This is a genomic window from Nocardia sp. CA-151230 (assembly GCF_050942175.1).
Classification (GTDB): Bacteria; Actinomycetota; Actinomycetes; order Mycobacteriales; family Mycobacteriaceae; genus Nocardia.
Genome location: NZ_CP192061.1, coordinates 1,256,499 through 1,272,788 on the forward strand (window position 1 = coordinate 1,256,499; position 16,290 = coordinate 1,272,788).

Here is a 16,290-nt window from a genome sequence, read left to right on the forward strand (position 1 = left end):
CGGAATGCGGCCCGATCCGGGCGGTGGTTCAAAGGGTGGACAAGGTGGTGTCGATGATCCGGTACAGCATGGCCGAGTCCGCGATCTTGGTCGTGACGCGCAGGCCGCCAATGGCATTCATCAGGTACTCGCTGTAGGCGCGCGCATCGAGCTCGGTGCGGACGTCGCCGTCGCGCTGTCCCTGTTCGATGCGCTCGGCGATCACCTCGACCATGTGCGCATGGGCGGCCGTGACCGCTTTGGTCGCCTCCGCATCGTGCCCGCCGAGTTCCATGGCGGTGTTCACCACCATGCACCCGCGCCGCACCGGCTGCGACAGATCGCTGTCCACGACCCAGCGCATCCAGGCCCGCAGGCACTCCCGGGTGGTCCCCGGTTGCGCCAGGGACTCACGTGCGAACGCGGCCCCGAGCTGGTCGTAGCGCGCCATGCACAGGTCGAACAACTCCCGCTTGCTGCCGAAGGCGTTGTAGAGACTGCCTTTTCCGATCCCGGTCGCCTCGGCGAGCTGGGCGGGCGAGGTGTTCGCGTACCCGTGGGTCCAGAACGCCTCCATGGCGCGATCCACCACCGCTTCCTCGTCGAAGTTGCGTGGCCGGCCCATGGCTCGACTCTAGAAGTTCTAGACCTTCGGGTCAAGAACTGGGGCGAAAATCGGCCCGCGCCGGAAGACGCGGGCCGATTGTGCTGTGCTGTGGGGCAACCCGTGGGCTACAACGCCTTGAGCTCCTCGGTGACGGCGCCGACGGACTTCTTGGCGTCGCCGAACAGCATGGAGGTGTGGTCGGCGTAGAACAGCGGGTTGTCGATGCCGGCGAAGCCGGAGTTCATCGACCGCTTGAGCACGATCACGCTCTTGGCCTGGTCGACGTTCAACACGGGCATGCCGTAGATCGGGGACGAGGCGTCCTCGCGGGCGGCCGGGTTGGTGACGTCGTTGGCGCCGATGACCAGGGCGACATCGGTGCGGGCGAACTCGCCGTTGATGTCGTCCATTTCCTTCATGGCGTCGTAGGACACCTCGGCCTCGGCCAGCAGCACGTTCATGTGGCCGGGCATACGACCGGCGACCGGGTGGATGGCGTACTTGACCTCGACGCCCTTGGCCTCGAGCAGGGCCGCCATCTCCTTGACCGCGTGCTGGGCCTGGGCCACGGCCATGCCGTAACCCGGGACCACGATGACCTGGTTGGCATAGGCCATCTGGATCGCGGCGTCGGCGGCGGAGGTGGCCTTGGCCTGCTTCTGTTCGCCGGAGCCGGACGCGCCGGGAGCGGCTGCACCGCCACCGAATCCGCCCGCGACGATGGCGGGGATGGACCGGTTCATGGCCTTGGCCATCAGGTTGGTCAGGATGGTGCCGGACGCGCCGACGATCATGCCGGCCACGATCATGGCGGTGTTGTTCAGCGCCAGACCCGCGGCCGCGGCCGACAGACCGGTGAGGGCGTTGAGCAGCGAGATGACGACCGGCATGTCCGCGCCGCCGATCGGCAGCACGACCATCAGGCCGAGGACACCCGCGAGCACCAGCACCGCGATCATCCAGTACTGCGGCACACCGTCATTGGTGGCGCCGATGCCGATCACCACGGCCGCGGCGATCGCACCGGCGAGCAGCAGCAGGTTCAGCGGCTGCTGCAGGCGGCCGACGCTGATCGGGCGGCCGGACAGCAGCTCCTGGAGCTTGGCGAAAGCGATGATCGAGCCCCAGAACGAGACCGAGCCGATGATGGCCGCGAACAGCGAGCCGATCACGATGTGCACCGAGGGCTGCTCGTGCACCTGGGAGAAGCCCTTGGTGTCGAGGAATTCGGCCCACGCGATGAGCGCGACGGTGCCACCGCCGACGCCGTTGAACGCGGCGACCAGCTGCGGCATGGCGGTCATCTTGGTGAACCGCGCGGGCGGAACACCCAGCGCCACACCGACGACCAGACCGGCCACGATCAGGATCCAGTTGTTGGTGTCGCGGATCGAGATGAGCGTCGCAATGACCGCGATCGCCATACCGACCGCCGCGATCAGGTTGCCGCGCACCGCGGTCTTGGGGCCGGTCAGGCCCATCAGACCGTAGATGAACAGCGCGAACGCGGCGATGTAGAGAATATTGACCAGATTGTCCATGGCTCAGCGGCCCGCCTTCGCAGTGTCATCGCTGCGCTTCGCTTCGCCCGCAGCAGGCTTCTTGGCCTTGAACATGCCCAGCATGCGGTCGGTCACGACGAAACCGCCGATGACGTTCAAGGTTCCGAACACGACGGCCACGAACAGGATGATCTGCATCAGCACCGACGGGTGCGCCACCTTGCCGAACACCACCAGCGCGCCCAGCACGACGATGCCGTGGATGGCGTTGGTGCCGGACATGAGCGGGGTGTGCAGGGTGTTGGGCACCTTCGAGATGACGGCGAAGCCCACGAACCCGGACAGCACCAGGATCGCGATATTCGCCAGCAGTTCGGTGTACATCAGGCTTCCACCTTCTGAGCGCTCTGCTCGCTCCGCTCGCGTGTGACACAGGAATCGGCCAGCACCTGATCCTCGAAGTCCGGTGCCAGAGCACCGTCTTTCAGCATGAGTTCGAGCAGGGCGGCGATGTTCTTGGAGTACAGCTCACTGGCGTGCTCCGGCATGGTGGCCGGCAGGTTCAGCGGCGAGGCGATGGTGACGCCGTGGCGCACAATGGTTTTGCCGGGTTCGGTCAGCTCGCAGTTACCGCCGGTCTCACCGGCCAGGTCAACGATCACGCTGCCGGGCTTCATGCCCTCCACGGCGGCCGCGGTCACCAGGCGCGGGGCCGGGCGGCCGGGCACCAGCGCGGTGGTGATGACCACGTCGAAGCCCTTGATGGCGTTCTCGAGGGCCTGCTGCTGCTGGGCCTTCTCCTCGTCGGTGAGCTCACGGGCGTAACCGCCCTCACCGGCGGCGTCGATGCCCAGGTCCAGCCACTGCGCGCCGACCGAGCGCACCTGATCGGCGACCTCGGGGCGGACGTCGTAACCGGTGGTCCGGCCGCCGAGGCGCTTGGCGGTGGCCAGTGCCTGCAGACCGGCGACACCGACGCCGAGCACCAGCACGGTGGCCGGCTTCACGGTGCCCGCGGCGGTGGTCAGCATGGGGAAGAAGCGGGTGGACTCCGACGCGGCGAGCAGCACGGCCTTGTAGCCGGCGACATTCGCCTGCGACGAGAGCGCGTCCATCACCTGGGCGCGGGAGATACGCGGAATGGCTTCCACCGCAAAGGCTTGCACGCCCGCGCTCTTCAGCGCGCCGATCTTGTTGTCGGCGTTGCGAGGTGCGAGGAACCCGATCAGCGTCTGCCCCGACGACAGCTTGGCGATCTCGCTGTCGTTCGGCGCGGCGACCTTCACGACCACGTCGGCGCTGTACGGATCACCCAGCGTCGCACCGGCTTCGATGTACGCCTCGTCCGGAATCAACGCGCCCAGACCGGCACCGGCCTCGACGATCACCTCGACGCCCTGCTTCAGCAGGGCCGGGATGATCTTCGGCACCAATGCGACGCGTCGTTCGTCCGGGTTCGTCTCGCGAACCACTCCGACGCGCGCACCGCGGGGCGCAGCGGTCTGTGCGCTCTGCGTTGTGTCCACTAGTCAAACTTCCTTCTCGTGGTGAGCCCAGGTCACCCTCATGTCGGGGCCGCTTCACCGGTCCAACGGCGGGCCGAACTTACTCGGTAGTAAGTTCGTGAGAATTCTCGCAACTGTACCTGGTTCGGCGTGAGCGTAGCGGAGATGCCCGTCACATGGTGTGGCGAGAAAACCGGACAACTCCATGCTCGACCGGGGTTCGAGCGGCGACAAGTACGAAGAATTCGGCGTGCTACTCACCGGTAGGTGTGTTGCTGGTTGTGCCCACATCGGGGGCGTGTAGGGGGTGTCGCACATCACTTGTACGCCGTAATGTCTGCATGGTGAGTGGCTGCATGTTCTGCCGGATCGTCACGGGCGACGCACCCGCGACCAAGATCTTCGAAGACGACACGCTGGTGGCATTCCTGGACATCCGGCCCATCACCCGCGGGCACACCCTGGTGATCCCCAAGCGCCACGCCACCGATCTCGACGAACTCGACCCGGCCCTGGGCGCACAGCTTTTCGCCTTCGGCCATCGCCTGGCCAAGTCCATGCGTCGCGCCGGCCTCGCCGCGGACGGCGCCAACCTGCTGATCAATGACGGCAAGGCCGCCTTCCAGACCGTTCACCACGTGCACCTGCACGTGATCCCGCGCCACCACGGCGACACCCTGCGCTTCGCCAAGGGTTTCGTACTGCGCCGCCCGCACGACACCGAGCGGACCGCCACGGCACTGCGCTCCGGACTGGACCGGCTCGCCGATGAAGAAAGGGAGACCACCGCATGACCGACACGGTGCCGGACCGCGCCGAGATCACGGCCCTCTTGTCCGACCAGTGGGACGCCCTTACCCGGCTGGTGGACGGCCTGGATGAGAACCGCTGGCGCACGGCCTCACCGCTGCCCGGTTGGACGGTGTTCGATGTGCTCGCCCATGTGATCGGCACCGAATCGATCCTGCTGGGCGAGCCGACCCCCGATCTCGCGGTGGCCGGCGAGCACATTCGCAACGACATCGGAGCGCTCAACGAGAAGTGGATCGACTCGCTGCGCCCACTCGCCGGTTCGCAGCTGCTGGAACGGTTCCTGGACGTCACCGGCCGCCGGCTGAAGATGCTGGAGCAGACCACCGACGAGGCCTGGGCCGAACTCGTGCCGACCCCGGTGGGCATGGCCCCCTACGGCCGGTTCATGCGGATCCGCCTGTTCGACTGCTGGATGCACGAGCACGATATCGCCGACGCGCTCGGTGTGGCCGTCGACGAGGGCGGCAGCCGCGGCGCCACGGCCTTCACCGAACTGCTGACCGCGCTGGGTAAGGCCGCGGTCAAAGGCGCGGGCGCACCGGACGGTTCGCGTATCACCTTCGAGCTCACCGGTCCGGTGCCGCGGACGCTGCACCTGGTCGTCGACGGCGGCCGGGCGAGCCTGGTCGAAACCCTCGACGCCCCGGCAGGTCTCGTGGTGACCATGGACTCCGACCTGTTCGCCCGCCTGCGCGGCGGCCGCACCACCGCCGACGCGCACGCGGGGGAGATCACGCTCACCGGCGACACCGACCTGGGCGAACGCCTGGTCCGCAGCCTGGCCTTCACCATCTGACCCGTGCGACTGTTCCTGTCCAGCTACCGTTTCGGTGCGCACCAGCGGCGACTGCTCGAACTGGTCGGCGATCCCGGACCGGTGGCGGTCATCGCCAATGCCTGTGATGCCTGGCCCTCGGCCTGGCAGGCCGCGGTGACCAGCGACCTGGTGCCGTTGCGCCGCCTGGGTTTCCGGCCCGATGTGCTCGACCTGCGCGAATACCTCGGCCGTCCGGCCGAGGTGGAGCGGCGGCTGCGCGAGTATCCGATGGTGTGGGTGCGCGGCGGCAATACCTTCGTGCTGCGCGCCCAATTCGCACGCAGCGGAGCCGATCTCGCCCTGACGACGCTGCTCGCGGAGGACGCGCTGGTCTATGCCGGCTACAGCGCGGGCGCCTGCGTCATGACGCCCGACCTGCACGGCATCGAAGCCATCGACGACCCGGACGAGGTCCGCACCGCCTGCGGCGTCGAACCACGATGGGACGGACTGGGTCTGGTCGATCACCGCATCGTCCCGCACCTGGATTCCCCGACCGACCCCGAGGGGCTGTCCCGGAAACTGGTGCGTGAGTACGCAGCTGCGGGAGTCCCGCACTGGGCGCTGACCGACGACCATGTCGTTGTCGTCGACGGCGCTCGTACCGAGGTGCTGATCTAGCGGTGCCCGATAGAAAAAGCCCGCGCACGCCGACGGCGTGCGCGGGCTCTTCTGCCCGATGGATGGTCAGTGCCCCTTGTGGCGGATGCCGTGGCCGAGAGCGACTGCGGCCGCACCGAAGGCGCCGATGGCCAGGGTCGCGAAGCTGGCGACGTACGCGCCCTCGGTCGGGACCGCGGCGTGCGGGCCGAGGTGCAGGACGTGGGCGGTCAGGATGGAGCCCGTGATCGCACCGGCGATCGAACCGCCGGCGGTGCGCACCAGCGAGTTGATGCCCGAGGCGATACCGCTCTCGCTCATCGGCACGTGCTGCACGGCCAGGGTGCCCAGCGCCGCATAGCCGATGCCGAAACCGGTGCCCTGCAGCACATTCGCCATGATCATGTCGAACTTGTGATCGTGCGAGACGGCCAGCCAGCCCATGGACAGACCGGCGAAGACCGCGCCGATGGCCAGCGTGTAGGCCGGACCGATCTTGGCGGAGATGCGGCCGGTGTTGAAGGAGAAGAAGGTCATCAGCGCCGCGCTCGGGATGCCGTAGAGGCCGACCGAGAGCACGGTGCCGGACAGGCCGTAGCCGACCTTGTCCGCCGGGGTCTGAATGAAGTTGGACACCAGCGAGAACGCGCCGAACATGGAGAAGCCGAGCAGTGCGGAGGCCACATTGGCCGACAGCGACTGCGGTCCGACCAGCAGCTGCAGGCGCACCAGCGGCTGTTCGACCTTGAGTTCCACGAACACCCAGATGGCGGCGAGCACCGCGGCGGCGGCGAACAGCGCGATGACCGAGCCGGAGCCCCAGCCCCAGCGCGGGCCCTCGCTGATGCCCAGCAGCAGGCAGACCAGCAGGGCGGCCAGCAGTGCGGCGCCGACGAAGTCGGGCTTGCCGCCGTGGCGGACGCCATTGTTCTGGGCGCTCACCTGGATCAGCACGGTGGCGATCACTCCCAGGCCCGCGGTCAGCCAGAAGACCGGGTGCGGGTTGGTGGTGTGGTCGGCGATGACGCCGGTGGCCAGCAGGCCGATGGTGCCGCCGACGCCCATGGTGCCGGACACGATTCCGATTGCGCTGACCAGCTTTTCGCGCGGGAAGGTGTCTCGGATGATGCCGATGGCGAGCGGGATCATGGCCGAGGAGATGCCCTGCAGGGCGCGGCCGGCGATGTAGACCGGCAGCGAGGTGGCGAAGGCGCAGATGACCGAGCCCACGATGAGCACGCCCATCGCGACCATGACCATGGGCTTCTTGCCGTACATGTCGCCGAAGCGGGAGAGCAACGGGGTGGCGACCGCGCCGGAGAGCAGGGCGGCGGTGAACAGCCAGGTGACACCGGCGACGTCGGTGTGCAGCTGCGTGATGAAACGCGGCAGCAGCGGAATCACGACGGTCTGCTGCAGCGACACGACCAGGCCGGCCGCGCACAGCGCGAGCAATGTCAGGCCGAGGTGAGCCTTCGAATGGTCTGCGGGTTTGGTCCCGTCGACCTGACCGACAACGGTCGTAGTCATGCGGTGATCCTTTGGTTTACTTACCAAAATTAAGTAAATGGGGTTTCGTAAGATAACCACATGCCGCGACCGGAAGCCACTGCCGCCAAAGAAGTTGATGCAGCTCACATAGTGGAACTGGAGCGTGCGCTGGCCCGGGTCGCCTACCTGCTGACCCGGGTCCGCCGCCACGACCAAGCCATGGTGCAGTGCGGGCTCACCATGGATCGGGCCAGTGTCCCGCTGCTGCGGCTGCTCGCCGACGCCGCCGAACCCATGCGCCTGGGCGAGCTCGCCACCCGCCTCGATGTGGAGGCCCCGCACGTGAGCCGCCAGATCCAGCGCCTGGAGAAGGCGGGATACGTCGAGCGCGTTCCCGACCCGGACGACCGTCGCGCGCAACGGGTCCGCCCCACCGCCTCCGGCCGGCGTGCCGTCGAAGCCGTGCGCCAGGTCCTGCGCGGCTGGATGGCCGAGGCCCTCACCGACTGGACCACCGAGGACCTCCGGGCCCTCGCGGTCCTCAACCACCGCATGGTCGACGACTTCCTCGACCACGCCGAATTCATCGGCGACCTCGGTGCGACCGCGCGAGACCGGCCCAGCCGCACCGCCTGACCCCGCGGCTATCGGCCCGCGGGCGCTCGCGCCGGTGCGGCGACGGCGCGAGCGCCCCAGGCGCACAACAGCATTGCCAGCAGCGGCACAGCCATCGCGGCGGTCAGCGGCATGGCCTTGTCGAGCCACCCGATGATCGCGGGCCCGGCCAGCAAGCCCACATACCCGAGCCCGAACACTCGCGACATATCGGTGGCGGCGGTGCGTGAGCCCAGGTTCCCGGCGGCGGTGAACACCTGCGGCACACCGCCGGACAGCCCGATGCCGCACAGCGTCCACCCCAGCAGCGTGAGCGGCAGCCACCCGGAGGCCACCACCAGCCCGAAACCGATGGCCGCCAGCAGCGTTCCCCAGCGCACGATGGCCACTCGCCCGAGCCGCCCGCTCACCCGGTCCGTGCCGAACCGGCCGAGCGTCATGGCCAGCGAGAACCCGGTGAACGCCAGCGCCGCCGTCCCCGCCTCCACTCCGAGCCGCCCCTGCACCTGCAGTGCACTCCAATCCGCGGCCACCCCCTCCGCCATCAGCAGTGCGAACGCGATCAATCCCAGCGCCAGCACTTTTCGCCCGATCCGCGTCCCCGCCGGTGACCCCGGGCTCGGATGCTCTCCTTCCCGCCCACCCGGGGCAACGGTGGCAGCGCCGGTGAGTCCGCTGGACACGGCCGGTTCCGTGCCGGGCGTCACGGCGTGATCGACGGCGCCGCGAGCAGTGGGCAGGACATCCGCGCGCGGGTCGACCGGAGCGCTCGGGAAGTGCTGGGCGGCCGGCTGGTCGGCTCCGCCGCGGTTGCCTTCGGCCGCTGATGTGCTCGGGGCCGGGTGGGTCGCGGGAACGGTGTGCGGGAGCAGGCGGGGAATCGCGATGGCCACGGTGGCGAGGCCGAAGGCACTCGACAGGGCGAATGTTGTGTGCAGGGGCCAGTGGGCGTGCTGGGTCGCCGCGCCGAAGGCGGAGCCGAGGAAGCCGCCGCAGGAGAAGAAGGCGTGGAACGCCGACATGATGGGGCGGGCGTAGGCGCGCTCGATGTGCACGGCCTGCGCGTTCATGGAGACGTCGATCGCTCCGTTGGCGGCACCGAAGGCGGCCAGGGCCAGTCCGAGGGTGAACGGCGAGGTTGCGTGGGCGGGGCCGAGCAGGGCCAGGGACAGCAGGGTGGCGGCGGTGGCGGTGAGGGTGCGGCTGCCGAGCCGGTCCGCCAGGGGCCCGGCGGCCTGCATGCCGAGGATGGCGCAGGCCGCCATGAGCAGGATCAGCATGCCCAGGGTGGTGGGTGACACGCCGGTGCGCCCGGTGACGGCGGGGATGTGCACGATCCAGACGGCCGAGAGCATCCCATTGAGGCCGAAGACCGCGAACAGCGCCAGGCGCGCCTTCCGGATCCGGAGAGCGGGCGTCGTAGCGGCCATCGGTACGACGCTACCGGGTATGTCCCGGCATCTCTCCGGTTTCCGCAACCCCTCGCGGCATCTTCGGCGCTCGGGGCTGCGATCCGAATCGTCTGCAGTACAACCTGTTCGATATCGAGTGTAGGCGGGGGCACCGACAGGTTATGCGCTCGCCGGGACCGCCCAGGCGCCCGAGCTCGCCACCTCGCGCACATACTCGGCGAAGTCGCGCGGCTCCCGGCCCAGCGCCCGCCGCACCCCGTCGGACAGGTGCGAATTCCGCCCGTCGAGCACCGTGCCGAACAGGTAGTCCAGCAGGCTGATCTCCTCCCCGGGCACCCCGTAGGAGGTCAGTGCGGCCACGAAATCGGTTCGGGTGAGCGGAACGTAGGCGATCTCCCGCCCGGCCGCCGCGCCGATCTCGGCCACCGCCTCGGCGAAGGTGAGCGCGCGCGGGCCGGTCAGCTCGTACACCTGTCCGGCGTGCCGGTCGTCGAGCAGCGCCGCCACCGCCACCTCGGCGATATCGTCCGCGTGCACGAACGGCTCCGGCACGTCCCCGGCGGGCAGCGCGACCTCACCGGCCAGGATGAAATCGGCGAACGCGCCCTCGCTGAAGTTCTGCGCGAACCAGGCACACCGCACCACGGTCCACCCCAGGCCCGAATCCCGCACGATGTCTTCGCATTCCAGCGCCTCGGGCTCGCCGCGACCGGACAGCAGCACCAGCGTGCGCACGCCGGCGGCGACCGCCCGATCGCAGAACGCCTTGATATCCGCGGGCGCGCCCGGAACCGCCAGATCCGGCTGGTAGGCCAGGTACACGGCATCCACTCCCGCCAGGGCCGCGCCCCAGGTGCCGCGGTCGGTCCAGTCGAACGGGATTGCGGCCGTGCGCGAACCGGCCCGCACCGGCACGCCGCGCGCGCCCAGCAGGGCGGCCACCCGATGCCCGGTCTTACCGGTCGCACCGAGCACGAGAACGGTGTTTGCGCTGTTCGAGGTGTTTTCGATGATCATGTATCGAGTACACCGGGATTCGGCGAGCACGAACATGGTTGAGAAGCGCCCGAGCATTTGCCATCGTCTTCGGTATGGATGCGTTGGCCAGCCTGCTCGAAGGACCACGCGCGCGAGCCGCATTCGTGATGCGCTCGTCGGTCGACCCGCCCTGGTCCCTGCGCATCCGCGACGAGGCCCCGCTGACCGTGGTGGCGGTGGTGCGCGGCGGTGGCTGGGTGACACCGGAGCCCAAGGGCGGCAAGCCGACTCCGCCGCGACAGCTGCGCACCGGCGATATCGCCATCTTCCGGGGCCCCGACCACTATGTCGTCGCCGACGATCCGGCCACGCCGCCGCAGGTGCTCATCGAACCCGGCAATATCACCACCACCATGGACGGTGAAGTGCTCTGCGAGGCACTGAGTCTGGGGGTGCGCAGCTGGGGCACCCGTGCCGACGCGGAGACCGTGCTGGTCACCGGCACCTACGAGCACGAGTCGGCGGCCAGTCGCCGCCTGCTGCGGGCGCTGCCGCCGGTCGCGGTGCTCGGCCGCGGCGAAGTCGATGCCCGGGTGCTGGATCTGCTGGTCGACGAGGCCGCCAAGGACCTGCCCGCCCAGAGCGCCATGCTGGATCGACTATTGGATCTGCTGCTCATCGCCGCCCTGCGCGCCTGGTTCTCCCGTTCCGACGCGCCCGCCTGGTATCACGCCTACGGCGATCCGCTGGTCGGCCGCGCATTGCGCCTGATGCAGCACAATCCGGCCCACCCGTGGACGGTGGCGTCGCTGGCCGCCGAGGTCGGCGTCTCCCGGGCCGCCCTGGCCCGCCGGTTCACCGAGCTGGTCGGCGAGCCGCCGATGGCCTTCCTCACCGACTGGCGGCTTGCCCTGGCCGCCGACCTGCTGCACGAATCCGACGCCACCCTGGAATCCATTGCCCGCCGGGTCGGCTACGGCAGCGCCTTCGCCCTGTCCACCGCGTTCAAACGCCACTACGGCATCAGCCCCCGGGACCACCGCGCCACCCCTGACGAACGCTCCGCCTGACCGCCGAACGGCATTCGCGGACGAAGCGGCTAGGGTTCGTACTCGGCATGCCCTCACTCGAAGGTTCGCGGCCGTCTCGATTCTGGACCGACTGGAGCGGGGGAGCGAAGCGGAGAGAGGGAAGAATCGAGACTTCGGGGCCGCGAACCCGCCCGGAGCGAAGCGGAGGGCAAAATGACACATGGCTACCCGGTGCTCTGGCCGGTGCCGACGCGCTGGGCCGACAACGACCACTACGGTCACGTGAACAACGTGACGTACTACTCGTACTTCGATACCGCAGTGAATGCCTGGCTGATCAGCGCCACCGGTACCGACATCCGCGACCTGCACGCCATCGGAGTGGTGGCGCAGACCTCCTGCACGTTCCTCGGCTCGATCAGCTTCCCGGACATGTTGCAGGTGGGCATCCGGGTCGCGCGGCTGGGCAACTCCAGCATCAACTACGAGCTGGCCGTCTTCCGCGAAGCCGGCGACAGCTTGGAGCTGGCCGCCACCGGCACCTTCACCCACGTCTACGTGGACGAGCAGACCCGCAAGCCGGTGCCGATCCCGGCGGTCATCCGCGCGGCGGCCGAGCCGCTGGTGGTCACCGCGCCCGCGGAGGGCTAGACCCGGCCGAGCAGGGTCAGCGGATCCTCCAGCAGGGCCGCGATGCTCGCCAGGAAGCGTGCGCCCTGTTCGCCGTCGATCATGCGGTGATCGAAGCTGAGCCCCAGATTGGTCACCCAGCGCACGGCCAGTTCATCGCGATGCACCCACGGGCGCTTGCGGATGGAACCCAGGCACAGGATGGCCGCCTCGCCCGGATTCACCAGCGGCACACCGGTATCCACGCCGAAGACACCGACATTCGTGATGGTGAAGGTGCCGCCGGTCAGGTCGGCGGGCGTGGCGGTGCCGCTCCGCGCCTTGCCGGCCACCCCGGCGATCTCCAGGCACAGATCGCGCAGCGTGAACCCCTGCGCATCCTTGAGGTTCGGCACCAGCAGCCCGCGTTCGGTCGCGACCGCGATGCCCAGATTCACGTAGTGCTTGGTGACGATCTCCTGATTGGGCTCGTCCCAGGCCGCATTGATCTCGGGAAACTCGAGGAGCGCCGCCAGCGTGGCCCGCGCGACCAGCGCCAGCGGAGTCAGGGTCAAGCCGGTGAAGCTGGGTGTGGCCCGTAGATGCTCGAGCAGCTCCATGGACGCGGTGAAATCCGCGGTCACGAAGGTGCTGGCCTGGGGAATGTGCTGGGCGCTGGCCACCATGGCGGCGGCGGTGCGCTTGCGGATTCCACTGATGGGCGTGCGGGTTTCGCGTTCGGCCGGGGCGGCGCGCCCGCCGGCCGCCGGATGCATGGGCAGGACCTCCGGCGCGGGATGCGGCGTCGGCACGGCGCTGAGGGTGGCGGGCGGCGGCGGGGTGTGGATCGGAATATGGCCCGTCCCAAGGGCTTCGGGCCGCATCCCGTACAGGTCCTCCACGGTGACCGCGCCCTGCGGCCCGGTCCCGATCACCGCCCCCAGATCGATCCCGATCTCGCGGGCCAGTTTCCGGGCGGCTGGGGTGGCGGCGGGCCGTCCGGCCGGGGCCGAGCTGCCCAGCCCCTCGGGGCCGTCCGAGCCCATCGCACGTCGTCTCGAAACAGTCTGTGTGTCAATCGTTTTCGCGGCGGCCCGGGCGGCGCGGCGCGATACCGGCTCACTGTCGGGACCGTAGCCGACCAGCACCGACCGGCGTTCTGCGGGCGGCTGCGCGCCGGTCTCACCGCCCGCGTCCGGGCCGGCGCTCGAGGCCGCGGCGGCACCGGTCTGCGCCGGCACACCGATCCGGATGAGCGGCGCGCCGACCGGCACCGTGTCGCCCGGTTCCGCCAGTAGTTCGAGTACCCGGCCGCAGTACGGGCTGGGTAGCGCCACCTGCGCCTTGGCGGTCTCGACCTCGGCGATGATCTGGTTCAGGTCCACGGTGTCGCCGACCGCGACGGACCACGACACCAATTCCGCATCGGCCAATCCCTCTCCGAGATCGGGCAAACAGAATTCCATGACCTGCTGCTGATCTTCCACCGGGCTTCCTCCGTGGCTTGACCGTTAGGCGGCGAGCGAGCGATCGACCGCGGCGAGAATGCGATCGGGGTCGGGCAGGTGGTGCCGCTCGAGTTTAGCCGGGGGGTAGGGGATGTCGAAGCCACCGACGCGCAACACCGGTGATTCCAGATGGTAGAAGCAGCGTTCCGTGATGCGTGCCGCGATTTCGGCTCCCAGCCCGGCGAATACGGGCGCCTCGTGTACCACGATGAGCCGCCCGGTTTTCCGCACCGAGGTTTCGACGGTGTCGAAATCGATCGGGGACAGGCTGCGCAGATCGATCACCTCGATCGAATGACCCTCCGACGCCGCGATATCGGCGGCGGTGAGCGCGGTGGCGACGGTGCCGCCGTAGGCCACGATGGTGGCGTCTTCCCCGCTGGCGCAGACCTGGGCCTGGTCCAGTGCCGGTCCGCCATCCTGGTCCAGCCGGTCGACATCCACCTCGGCCTTGTCCCAGTACCGGCGCTTGGGTTCGAAGAAGATCACCGGATCGTCGAGGGCAATGGCCTGGCGGATCATCAGATACGCGTCGGCCGGATTGCTCGGCGACACCACCCGCAGTCCCGCGGTGTGCGCGAAATACGCTTCCGGTGATTCCGAGTGATGCTCGACCGAGCCGATGCCGCCGCCGAACGGAATGCGAATGGTGATGGGCGCGATCACTTTTCCGCGCGTGCGGGAGTGGATTTTCGCGACCTGCGAGACGATCTGGTCGAAGGCGGGATACACGAATCCGTCGAACTGGATTTCACAGACCGGCCGAAATCCGCGCAATGCCATTCCGAAAGCCGTTCCCACGATTCCGGATTCGGCGAGCGGCGTATCGATGACGCGGTTGTTGCCGAAATCCTTCTGCAGCGTGTCGGTGACCCGGAAGACCCCGCCCAGCCGCCCGATGTCCTCACCCATCAGCAGGACCTTCGGGTCGTCCTCCAGCGCGCGGCGCAGTCCGTGGTTGATGGCTCCCGCGAAGGTGGTCTTCATCGCCCCACTCCCTCCAGATAGGCGGCGTACTCGCGGCGTTCCTCCTCGATCAGCCGATGCGGTGTGGCGTACACGTGGTCGAACAGCTCCGTGGGTTCCGGGTCGGGCATGGTGAGGGTGGCGGTGCGCAGCCGGGTCGCCACCTCGTCGGCGCGTTCGGCGACGGAGGTCTCGAAGGCGGTGTCCCACAGCTCTTCTCGTTCGAGCAAGCGCCGCAGGCGGTCGATGGGATCGCGCCGCCGCCAGATCTCGAGTTCGGCGGCGGTGCGGTAGCGGGTGGGGTCGTCGGCGGTGGTGTGCGGGCCCATCCGGTAGGTGATGGCCTCGATGAAGCTCGGCCCGCCGCCGGCCCGTGCGCGCAGCAGCGCCTGCCGGGTCACGGCCAGCACGGCGAGGGCGTCGTTGCCGTCCACCTGCACGCCGGGAATGCCGTAGCCGAGCGCGCGCCGCGCGATCGGCGTGGCGCTCTGTATCCGGACCGGCGCGCTGATCGCCCAGTGATTGTTCTGGCAGAAGAACACCACCGGCGCGCTCCAGCCGGCCGCGAACCCGAGCGCCTCGGCGATATCGCCCTGACTGGTCGCACCGTCGCCGAAGTAGGCGATGGTGGCGATCTCGGCGCCTTCGAGGTGCGCGGCGTAGGCGTAGCCGGTGGCGTGTAAACCCTGCGACCCCACCACGATCGCGGGATTGGTCATCTTCACCGCGTCGGCGTCCCAGCAGGAGTGGGCGGCGCCACGCCACAGCCGGGTCAGGTCCTCGGGTGGGACACCGCGGCAGTAGGCGACGCCCGCCTCCCGATAGCTGCAGAACACATAGTCGCCGGGGGCGAGGGCGTGGGCCGAACCGATCTGCGCGGCCTCCTGGCCCAGCAGCGGCGGCCACAGTCCGAGCTGGCCCTGCCGTTGCAGGGCGGTGGCCTCGGTGTCGATGCGCCGGGTCACCACCATGTCGGTGTACATGGCTCGGAGTCGGGTGCCGTCGATATCGGCGACGAGCGGGGCGTGTACGCGATCCAGTACGCGATGACCGTCGGGCTGTACGAGCTGCACCGGGTAGGTGTTCTTCTCGGGCATGGATGTCGCCTCCTGACACCGGGTTACACCGTTGTCGCCCGGGGATTGTGTCCCGTGGGCAACCGATGTGTGTCCTGTACCACACAGCATCCTCCGTTGAGCGATGTGTGCAAGTATGGCGCGCCAAACTGTGCAGAATGCTCGGTCAAGGGCCAGTCGCGGGTGTCATACTGATCCCCATGAGCAGCAGGGAGCCCCTTTCTGCCCCGCTGGATGCCACCGATGCCCGGCTGTTGCTGGAGCTGGTGGCCAATCCGCGCGCGACCGGTGTCGAATTGGCCGCTCGCCTGGGTCTCTCGCGCAATACCGTGCAGGCCAGGCTGGCTCGCTGGGAAGCGAGCGGGGTGCTGGCCAGCTTCGAGCGACGGGTCGACCCCCGGGTGCTGGGTTATCCACTGGCAGCCTTCGTGGCGGTGGTGGTGGATCAGCATCGGCTCGACTCGGTGGTTGCCGAGCTGGCCGAGATTCCAGAGGTCACCGAGGTCTGCGGCATGACCGGGCCGACCGATCTGACGGTCCGGGTGGTCGCCGCCGACGCCGATGATCTGTACCGCCTGACCGGCAGCATTCTGAAGATCCCGGGGGTGGAGCGCACCAATATGGCGCTGGTGATGCGCTCGCTGGTCGGGCCGCGTGTCACGCCGCTGCTGGAGCGGCTGGCAATGCAGAACGGGTCGGGGGGCCACCCGCAGGATGCCGAGCGGTTCTGACTGTTTCGGTGAATTCAGTCCAGTTTCAGGAGATTGGCCGCTGACCTCGA

17 protein-coding genes are annotated in these 16,290 nt (G+C 68.8%); 7 read left to right on the top strand and 10 right to left on the bottom strand.

The genetic code is table 11. The features are described from left to right. Positions 1–28 precede the first annotated feature (28 nt). From ACQP1O_RS05500 to ACQP1O_RS05515, 4 genes are all read right to left on the bottom strand, one after another. Positions 29–604, bottom strand: a complete 576-nt coding sequence (locus ACQP1O_RS05500) for a TetR/AcrR family transcriptional regulator (RefSeq protein ID WP_433564792.1) — start codon at positions 602–604, stop codon at positions 29–31. A 107-nt stretch (positions 605–711) separates the two neighbouring features. Continuing rightward, positions 712–2,127, bottom strand: a complete 1,416-nt coding sequence (locus ACQP1O_RS05505; RefSeq protein ID WP_433564793.1) for an NAD(P)(+) transhydrogenase (Re/Si-specific) subunit beta — start codon at positions 2,125–2,127, stop codon at positions 712–714. Between the two features lie 3 nt (positions 2,128–2,130). After that, the gene (locus tag ACQP1O_RS05510; RefSeq protein ID WP_433564794.1) at positions 2,131–2,472 is read right to left on the bottom strand and encodes an NAD(P) transhydrogenase subunit alpha; all 342 of its coding nucleotides are present in this window, start codon (positions 2,470–2,472) and stop codon (positions 2,131–2,133) included. Then, positions 2,472–3,614 carry a Re/Si-specific NAD(P)(+) transhydrogenase subunit alpha gene (locus ACQP1O_RS05515; RefSeq protein WP_433564795.1) on the bottom strand — a complete coding sequence of 381 codons (1,143 nt, stop codon included), beginning with the start codon at positions 3,612–3,614 and terminating at the stop codon, positions 2,472–2,474. Before ACQP1O_RS05515 ends, ACQP1O_RS05510 begins: the two co-directional genes overlap by 1 nt. Positions 3,615–3,937: 323 nt before the next feature. Between ACQP1O_RS05515 and ACQP1O_RS05520 the strand changes: the two genes are divergently transcribed. Genes ACQP1O_RS05520 through ACQP1O_RS05530 form a run of 3 tightly spaced genes read left to right on the top strand, consistent with a single transcriptional unit; the run spans position 3,938 to position 5,844 of the window. Next, positions 3,938–4,387, top strand: coding sequence for an HIT family protein (locus ACQP1O_RS05520; protein WP_433567589.1), 450 nt, complete (start codon positions 3,938–3,940; stop codon positions 4,385–4,387). After that, positions 4,384–5,202, top strand: coding sequence for a maleylpyruvate isomerase family mycothiol-dependent enzyme (locus ACQP1O_RS05525; protein WP_433564796.1), 819 nt, complete (start codon positions 4,384–4,386; stop codon positions 5,200–5,202). The genes ACQP1O_RS05520 and ACQP1O_RS05525 overlap by 4 nt, the downstream gene beginning before the upstream one ends. 3 nt (positions 5,203–5,205) lie before the next feature. Next, a complete protein-coding gene (locus ACQP1O_RS05530) occupies positions 5,206–5,844 on the top strand; it encodes a Type 1 glutamine amidotransferase-like domain-containing protein (RefSeq protein WP_433564797.1) in 639 nt (212 codons plus the stop codon). Between the two features lie 66 nt (positions 5,845–5,910). Here ACQP1O_RS05530 and ACQP1O_RS05535 read toward each other — a convergent pair whose 3' ends face one another. Continuing rightward, complete coding sequence (locus ACQP1O_RS05535; RefSeq protein WP_433564798.1) at positions 5,911–7,353, bottom strand: MFS transporter; 1,443 nt, start codon at positions 7,351–7,353, stop codon at positions 5,911–5,913. A 60-nt stretch (positions 7,354–7,413) separates the two neighbouring features. Between ACQP1O_RS05535 and ACQP1O_RS05540 the strand changes: the two genes are divergently transcribed. Beyond that, complete coding sequence (locus ACQP1O_RS05540) at positions 7,414–7,950, top strand: MarR family winged helix-turn-helix transcriptional regulator (protein ID WP_433564799.1); 537 nt, start codon at positions 7,414–7,416, stop codon at positions 7,948–7,950. Between the two features lie 8 nt (positions 7,951–7,958). Here ACQP1O_RS05540 and ACQP1O_RS05545 read toward each other — a convergent pair whose 3' ends face one another. Then, a complete protein-coding gene (locus tag ACQP1O_RS05545; protein WP_433564800.1) occupies positions 7,959–9,359 on the bottom strand; it encodes an MFS transporter in 1,401 nt (466 codons plus the stop codon). A gap of 141 nt (positions 9,360–9,500) precedes the next feature. Then, entirely contained in the window at positions 9,501–10,358 is an 858-nt protein-coding gene (locus ACQP1O_RS05550; protein WP_433564801.1) for an NAD(P)H-binding protein, read from the bottom strand. Positions 10,359–10,432: 74 nt separating this feature from the next. Between ACQP1O_RS05550 and ACQP1O_RS05555 the strand changes: the two genes are divergently transcribed. Beyond that, positions 10,433–11,389, top strand: coding sequence for a cupin domain-containing protein (locus ACQP1O_RS05555; RefSeq protein ID WP_433564802.1), 957 nt, complete (start codon positions 10,433–10,435; stop codon positions 11,387–11,389). Positions 11,390–11,563: 174 nt separating this feature from the next. Next, positions 11,564–12,001, top strand: coding sequence for an acyl-CoA thioesterase (locus ACQP1O_RS05560; protein WP_433564803.1), 438 nt, complete (start codon positions 11,564–11,566; stop codon positions 11,999–12,001). Here ACQP1O_RS05560 and ACQP1O_RS05565 read toward each other — a convergent pair. Genes ACQP1O_RS05565 through pdhA form a run of 3 tightly spaced genes read right to left on the bottom strand, consistent with a single transcriptional unit; the run spans position 11,998 to position 15,530 of the window. Beyond that, entirely contained in the window at positions 11,998–13,425 is a 1,428-nt protein-coding gene (locus ACQP1O_RS05565) for a dihydrolipoamide acetyltransferase family protein (RefSeq protein ID WP_433567590.1), read from the bottom strand. The two genes, ACQP1O_RS05560 and ACQP1O_RS05565, sit on opposite strands and share 4 nt — an antisense overlap. Before the next feature lie 45 nt (positions 13,426–13,470). Next, entirely contained in the window at positions 13,471–14,454 is a 984-nt protein-coding gene (locus ACQP1O_RS05570; protein ID WP_433564804.1) for an alpha-ketoacid dehydrogenase subunit beta, read from the bottom strand. After that, positions 14,451–15,530, bottom strand: a complete 1,080-nt coding sequence (gene pdhA, locus ACQP1O_RS05575) for a pyruvate dehydrogenase (acetyl-transferring) E1 component subunit alpha (RefSeq protein WP_433564805.1) — start codon at positions 15,528–15,530, stop codon at positions 14,451–14,453. The genes ACQP1O_RS05570 and pdhA overlap by 4 nt, the downstream gene beginning before the upstream one ends. A 179-nt stretch (positions 15,531–15,709) precedes the next feature. Between pdhA and ACQP1O_RS05580 the strand changes: the two genes are divergently transcribed. Beyond that, the gene (locus ACQP1O_RS05580; RefSeq protein WP_433564806.1) at positions 15,710–16,240 is read left to right on the top strand and encodes an Lrp/AsnC family transcriptional regulator; all 531 of its coding nucleotides are present in this window, start codon (positions 15,710–15,712) and stop codon (positions 16,238–16,240) included. Positions 16,241–16,290 lie beyond the last annotated feature (50 nt).